Below are 5,027 nucleotides of genomic sequence, written 5' to 3' on the forward strand. Positions count from 1 at the left end.
GTTATAAAGATTATATCAAAAATGTAGCAAGCAGTGAGATTTATGCGACCTGGCCGGACGATACGATACGGGCGAATATACTGGCGATCATATTCTTTACGCTGAACAGGGTTTATACAGAATGGTACCGGAATGTTCACTGATTCGGTATTGCAGGAAGATTAAGTAACTGCCCAAATTGGACTTGCTATATGAATGTAAATACTATATAGTATAGAATGTAAGTAGTAATCTAAATTTTCTAATAAGCGATTTTTCAGGCAATATCTGCAACTGATTCCAAAGATAAAAATACATAATTTCAAAGAGATTAAGTATTCAATAAAACCCGTTAAAATGTTATAATGTAGGTACAAAAAGGAGTATTATATGAATAATACGATTTTTGATGATGTATTTCGTACAATGATCGAGAAGATGCCATATCTGGCGGTACCGCTGATTAAAGAGGTATTCCATACATCATACCCGGAAGATGTGAAGATCACACAGCTTCGTAATGAACATCAGCAGGAGGATGGAGAGATTATTACAGATTCTTGTCTGCTGATCGGAAAGAAAATGTATCATATTGAATGTCAGAGCACAGATGATACGACAATGGTTATTCGCATGATTGAGTATGATTTTGCGATCGGCATAGAACATGCAGAGAAACAGGGACGCAGATACAGGATAGAATTTCCAAAGTCCTGCGTACTGTTTCTGAGAAGTTCTGGAAATACGCCGGATTATCTGGAAGCAGATGTGGTTTTTCCAGATGGAAATACATACTTATATTCCATACCGACTATAAAAATGGCTGACTATACAAAAGACAGCATTTTTGAGAAAAATCTGTTAATGCTGCCGCCGTTTTATATTATGAGATACGAGAAAAAAGGACATGATTTTAATAACAATCCGGAATTATTTCAGGTACTCTTAAATGAATACGAGGAAATTCGGATAAGTCTGGAAAAAGAACTGACAGAAACAGGAAGATCGGAGTTATATACAGATCTGACGAAATTGATTGTAAAGATTGCGGATTATATTTTTCAAAAAGAAGAGGATATCCGGAAAGGAATAGGTGAGATAATGGGTGGAAAAGTTCTGGAACTGGAATCTGAAAGACTTAAAGCAGAAGGAAAAGCGATTGGTCAGGCTCAGGGAGAAAATCGCTTGGGAAGCTTGATTACTAGACTGATCCAAGATTAGAGAACTGAAGAAATTCCAGTTGTATCAGTAGATCCTAAGCGACGTGAGCAGTTATATAAAGAATATAATCTTTAACATAATATATAACAAGAATTCTCCTACCTTTGCAGGTAGTGAGATGAATTGTAGATCTGAGCATAAATGCTCAAAAGAATTTTATAAATAAAAAAGGAAACACTTGTTCCTGTAGATGATTTGTATTATAATGAAAAAGAACATATTGTTCAGAAATAGCAATTGAAATCATTTGTAAACAGGTAGGAATAAGGTGAGGAAAATAAATCGGGCAGTAAAAGTAAGAATCTATCCAAATGCAGAACAACGTGTACAAATAGAAAAAACAATTGGCTGCAGCCGATTTATCTATAACTGTATGCTTGCAGATAAAATGGAACATTATAAAAAAGAAAAAAAGATGTTAAGGAACACACCAGCCAGTTACAAGAAAGAATATCCCTGGCTGAAAGAGGTGGATTCATTGGCGTTAGCAAATGTACAGATGCATCTGGAAAGCGCATTCCATAAGTTTTTTCGTGAACCATCTGCAGGATTTCCGCGTTTCAAATCAAAGAAGTCGTCAAGAAAATCTTATACAACAAACGTAGTGAATGGAAATATCTTTCTGGAAGGAAACTATTTGAAACTGCCTAAGATGACAGCTGTCAGAATGAAGCTTCACCGTCCGATATCAGAAAAATGGAAACTGAAATCTGTGACAGTCAGCAGGGAGCCATCCGGAAAATATTTTGCCAGTCTTTTATTTTGCAGTGAAAACCAAGCAGCAAAAAAAAGACCGGCAGAAAAATTCATTGGGATCGATTTTGCGATGCAGGGAATGTGTGTGTTTTCTACCGGTGAAAGAGCTGAATATCCGATGTTCTACCGGAACACAGAGAAAAAGATTGCATGGGAACAGCGGAAACTGTCCAGATGCCAGAAAGGCAGTCAGAATTATAAAAAGCAGAAGAAACGAGTTGCTCTGTGCCACGAAAAGATCCGAAATCAGAGAAAAGATTTTCAGCATAAACTCAGTGCCAGTCTTGCCGAGAGCTTCGATGCAGTATGCGTGGAAGATCTGAATCTGAAAGGAATGGCAGGAGGACTTCATCTTGGAAAAGGCGTACATGATAATGGATATGGCCTGTTTCTGTCTATGCTGGAATATAAACTGGAGGAACGAGGGAAATATCTGATAAAAGTAGATCGTTATTTTGCATCAAGTAAGATTTGCAGTGCATGTGGAAAGAAAAAAGAAAAATTGTCTTTATCTGAAAGGATCTATTACTGTGAATGCGGACACAGAATGGATCGTGATGTAAATGCAGCAGTTAACATCATGAATGAGGGAAAAAGAATCTTTGCAGAATGTGCATGACAGCACAATAAAAAGTCCGTAACCGGACTAATAAAAATCGCGGGGCACGCGAGGATAGCTTGTAGATACTTGGCTCAGTAGAGCCATTGAGCAAGAAGCCCCCACTTCAAAATCAGAGATTTAAGTGGTGGGAGCATGTCAGTGCGTCCAGCTAAGGGTGAAGCATTTAATGGGTGGAAATCCCATCCGGTAAGGTATTAGCCACACCGCCGGTAACGACCTTGAGCCAGCCAGAGCAATCGGGAAGGTTAAGCGTAGGAAGATAGGTAATAGGGATAGTGATTGAGCATCGAAAGACCCTAAACCAGCAGGCCGATGCTGTTGACATAGCAGAAGGCTATAGGTAAGTTTATCGTTATGGCAAGATTTCGTACTCTGCTGCGGTGTCGTAGAGCTATTCATGTTACACAATGATGCTGCATCAACTGGAGAGAACCTGTACGTTCCATAAATAATGCGTATAGATATGGTATGGCAAACAAATAAATAAGGATGTCAGATGACGTACAGGTAGTCGGAGGCCCGAATAGTACCAGTGAAAGCATGAACAAGATAAGTGCTGGAGGGAAGTCGAGAATGAACTATTCCTCATAGTTCAGGCCTGCGGAACTATATCGAAAAGGAAACATTATCTATACTCAGAGATAGGGACAATAATGGAAACAAAATTGGAGAGAATATCACAATTATCCAGAGAAAATCCAGATATGGTCTTTACATCCATAGGACACCTGATTTCAACATCACTGCTGAAAGAATGTCATAATAAGATGGATGGAAATAAAGCAGTTGGAATTGATGGGATAACAAAGAAGGACTACGATAAGAACCTTGATAAAAATATAGAAAACCTTGTGGACAGACTGAGGAAAAAGGCATATAAGCCGAAACCAGCAAGAAGAATAGAAATTCCAAAGGATAATGGGAAAACAAGGCCTCTTAGCATCTATTGTTATGAAGACAAACTGGTGCAGGAAGCACTGAAACGAATACTGGAAGCAGTATTTGAACCATGCTTTTATGATGAGATGATGGGTTTTCGTCCTAACAGAGGATGTCACATGGCTTTGAGAAAACTTAACTATATGATTGAAAGGGAAAAGAGTAGTTATATATTAGATGCAGATATCAAATCGTTCTTCAATCATCTTGACCATAAATGGATAATGAAGTTCGTAGAATCAAAGATCAAAGATCCTAATATTGCCAGACTCCTGAAAAGAATATTAAAATCAGGAGTGATGGAAAACTTTCAATATGAGGCGACGGAAGAAGGATCAGGACAAGGCTCAGTCTGTTCACCAATAATATCATGCATATATATGCATTATGTACTGGTATGGTGGTACAAAGAGATAATTGTCCCTAAACTTAAAGGATATAGTGGTCTGGTAGTATATGCGGATGACTTTGTTGTATGCTTTCAATACAAAGAAGATGCCGTAATGTTCTATGAACTACTTAAACGTAGAATGAGACACTTTGGATTGAGCCTACAGGAAGATAAAAGCAGACTGATACAGTTTGGACGGTTTGCAAAAGAAAACTGTGAGAGAAATGGACACAAGCCAGAAACTTTCACATTCCTTGGCTTTACGCATTACTGTTCTTGTAATAAGAATGGGAAATTCAGAGTGAAGAGGAAAACCAGCAGAATAAAATTTAATAAAAAGTGCAAAGAAGTTCGTCAGAAAATTCGGTCAATGAGAGCGAATAAACTGAAAGACATTATATCTAAGCTGAATCAGATACTTGTTGGTTATTATCATTACTACGGCATTACTGATAATGGGCGGAGTCTGTCTGCTTTTAGATACCAAGTCATTAGAAGTCTTCATTACTGGCTTAATAAAAGAAGTCAGAAAAAGAGCTATACATGGTCAGGGTTTCTTGAAATGATTGATACAGCCTATCCTTTAGCGAGGCCGAAAATATATGTCAGTATTTACGGATAATTGTTGAATAATGCGTTTCGTAAAGAGCCGGATGCGGAAAAGCCGCACGTCCGGAATTCTGTGAGGGATACATTCGGTAACGGATGTATCTACTCGACCGTTTGAGTGTTATATTAAAGGAAAAAGGCATAAACTATCCTGAGAGGTTTTGGGCAGGAGAAATGAATGAGATCTTATAGAGATATCCAGGCACAGCAGGAGAATGTTGATCGGGGCGGGCTTAAGGTAACTGTGATGACGGCGGATGGGACGCGGCCGGTGGAGAATGCACTGGTGAAAATATCGTATACCGGGGAGAGTGGTCAGACGATTGAGGAGGTCAGGACAGATTCGTCCGGTCAGACACCAGTCCTGGATGTGAAGACACCGCCTCTGGAGTATAGTATGAAACCGTCGGAGCAGCAGCCATATGCAGAGTACACGGTTCAGGTAGAGGCGGAAGGTTTTGAAAACTCGGAAATTGCAGGTATACAGGTTCTTCCATCGGTCAGGGCAGA

General features: G+C 39.0%; 4 protein-coding genes and 1 pseudogene. All 5 read left to right on the forward strand.

Annotated features, from left to right (window positions below):
• A pseudogene (locus GT674_RS18135) lies at positions 1-134 on the forward strand (peptidoglycan-binding protein); the annotation flags it as partial.
• 235 nt (positions 135-369) lie between these two features.
• Positions 370-1,200, forward strand: a complete 831-nt coding sequence (locus GT674_RS16650; RefSeq protein ID WP_161286670.1) for a hypothetical protein — start codon at positions 370-372, stop codon at positions 1,198-1,200.
• A 268-nt stretch (positions 1,201-1,468) separates the two neighbouring features.
• Positions 1,469-2,575: an RNA-guided endonuclease TnpB family protein gene (locus GT674_RS16655; RefSeq protein WP_161286671.1), complete on the forward strand. Its 1,107-nt coding sequence runs from the start codon at positions 1,469-1,471 to the stop codon at positions 2,573-2,575.
• A gap of 656 nt (positions 2,576-3,231) precedes the next feature.
• Complete coding sequence (ltrA, locus tag GT674_RS16660; RefSeq protein ID WP_161286672.1) at positions 3,232-4,530, forward strand: group II intron reverse transcriptase/maturase; 1,299 nt, start codon at positions 3,232-3,234, stop codon at positions 4,528-4,530.
• Between the two features lie 165 nt (positions 4,531-4,695).
• A partial coding sequence (locus GT674_RS16665) for a carboxypeptidase-like regulatory domain-containing protein (RefSeq protein ID WP_161286673.1) occupies positions 4,696-5,027 on the forward strand: 332 nt, incomplete at its 3' end.

The organism is Blautia sp. BIOML-A1 (assembly GCF_009883055.1).
Lineage (GTDB): Bacteria > Bacillota > Clostridia > Lachnospirales > Lachnospiraceae > Blautia_A.